1 protein-coding gene is annotated in these 2,129 nt (G+C 65.5%); it reads right to left on the reverse strand.

Annotated features, from left to right (window positions below; translation table 11 throughout):
- Positions 1-526 precede the first annotated feature (526 nt).
- Positions 527-2,129, reverse strand: a 1,603-nt coding sequence (locus tag BFF77_RS33375) for a helicase associated domain-containing protein (RefSeq protein ID WP_211280261.1), incomplete at its 5' end; no start/stop codon positions are given.

Below are 2,129 nucleotides of genomic sequence, written 5' to 3' on the forward strand. Positions count from 1 at the left end.
CCGGCCCCGCTGTTGTCCATACAACGCCAGGTCTGGCTTCGTTCACTTTCAGTGACGGCGTTTGTTGATGAGTTTCAGCAGCAGTTGAGCGTCTGCCTGTCGGGGAATGTTCACGAGAAGTGACGGCAGTGCTGTGTCGCCCAGACGGTGTGAGGGGACCCTGCAGCCCGGATGTGATTGCTCCTGATCCGGACCAGGGTGCGAAGATGCGTTCGTGGTGACAGATGCCGAGTGGGCTCGGATTCGGAGGGGGCTGCGCTTTGGCCAGGTTTTCGAGGGCACCGTCGTGAAGGTTCCCCGGCCCGGTGCGATCGGGATCTTCGTGGACATCGGCCTGAGCGTCGGAGGCTTCGTCGACGTCCTGTTGCTTCCGGAACGAAGCGATGACTGGCCGGCGGAAGGCGCGATTGCGGATTTCGAGATCTGGTGGGCAGACAGACGTCAGCAGATCCGACTGAAGCCGTCCGACTCTCGGTATCTGCGGAACGACTTCACAGACTTCGTAGGACGCTTTCGTCCCAATTGGTCATCCGAGGTGGGTCAGCCTGTTCGTGATCCCGGGCCCTCGACCCTCGATGAGGTGCTGTCGTGGCTCGTTCCATCTGATCAGTGTTCGGGGTGTTGAGCTGGGCTGATCAGTTGGCTGGTTGGGGCTGGCGGTGTGGTCTGTGGTGGCGAGGGGCTTGACGTTGCTTGCGGGCTGGGGGCGGGCGGGGTCTGTGAGCTGTGGGTTTCCTGCTTCGGGGTGGCCGTAGGTCCGTTGGTCAGTTCTATTGGTTGGCCGGTCAGTTTCGTTGGGCGGCTGTTGTAGCTGATCAGGGGTGTGGATTCGTGGATGCCGAGGGTGCTCAGGAGGTGTTGTTGGTGGGGGTTGGAGCTGGTTCCAGGCGCGCTGCTGGGTGCGGATCCATTTAGTGGTCGTGCCGGGGAAGGCGTGGCCGGCGGTGTGGTGGGCGTGGGCTTGGTGATAGCTGTGGTTCCAGGAGACCCGCCAGGGTGGGTTCCACCACGGGTCGAGTGCGGTGAGCTGTGTGTCGTGGGGCCAGGGCAGGCCGGTGCGGCGTAGGTGGGCGACGGCGCGTTTGCGCTGCTCGTACAGCCACCAGCCCAGGGGGAATCCGTCGTGTTCGGTGGTGTAGTGGGCGGTGCCGAGTCCGCCGTGAGTGTGTGCGTAGGAGCGGGCGTAGGGCAGGCCGCCGTCGATGGATGACGAGACGGTTGTGGGGCGCGACCAGCTGGCGCCGGTTCTGCGGCGCGTGCGTGTTTCCTGCTGGGGGCGGGCGGCGTGTGCGTCCTGGGGTGTTATGCCAAGGCCGGTCAGGAGTTCCTGCTGGCCCGGATGGAGGTCGTCATAGTTGATGCACTGGGTGAGCAGCCATCTGGTGGCGGCTGGAGGAAGTCCGGGGAAACCTGCGGCCGCGTTCAGAACGTGGTCGCGGATCTCGTTTCTGACGGCATGGTAGGTGATTTGCCATGGTAGGCCCCAGGATGGGTTCCACCATGAGTCAAGGACGTCGAGGGCCTCGGCGCGACGGTGGGGGAGTCGGCCGTTGGCGGCCCGTTTGCGTTGTTGGGCGAGCCATGTCCCCAGCCGGTAGCCGTGGTGGTTCGCGCTTCTGGGCACGGCGAGGTGTCCGTGTCGGGCAGCGTAGGAGCGGGCGTGGCCCAGGCCGGTGTCGAATGAGGATTGCTGGGTGACGCGACGGGGCCGTGCGGTGGGGGCATTGGTGGCGGTGATGCCGAGTTGCGTGAGCCTGTGTTGCTGCCCCGGGTGGAGGTTCTGGTAGGCGACGCACTGGGTGTAGAGCCACTGCCCAGTCCAGTCGGGGGTGCCGGGGAATCCTTGGTCGGGGAGGAGCCTGAGACCGTCTTCGACGAGTTTGCGGGCGGCGCGGTGGTTGATCTGCCAGTCCCCGTTCCACGGGGGGTTCCACCACGGGTCGACGGCTGCCAGGAGCGAGTCGGCTGGGTAGGGCGCGGCGAACTTGCCGGTGTAGAGGTTGGCTTGGTGTCGCTGGCGGGCCAGCCAGCCTCCGACGGGGAAGCCCTCGTGCCGGTCGGAGGGTGATGCGTTGAGATCGCCGTGCAGTGCCGCGTAGGAGCGGGCGTAGTGGAGACCGGTCTCCACT

The sequence above is a fragment of the Streptomyces lushanensis genome, assembly GCF_001700515.1.
In the GTDB taxonomy this organism is placed as follows: Bacteria; Actinomycetota; Actinomycetes; order Streptomycetales; family Streptomycetaceae; genus Streptomyces; species Streptomyces lushanensis.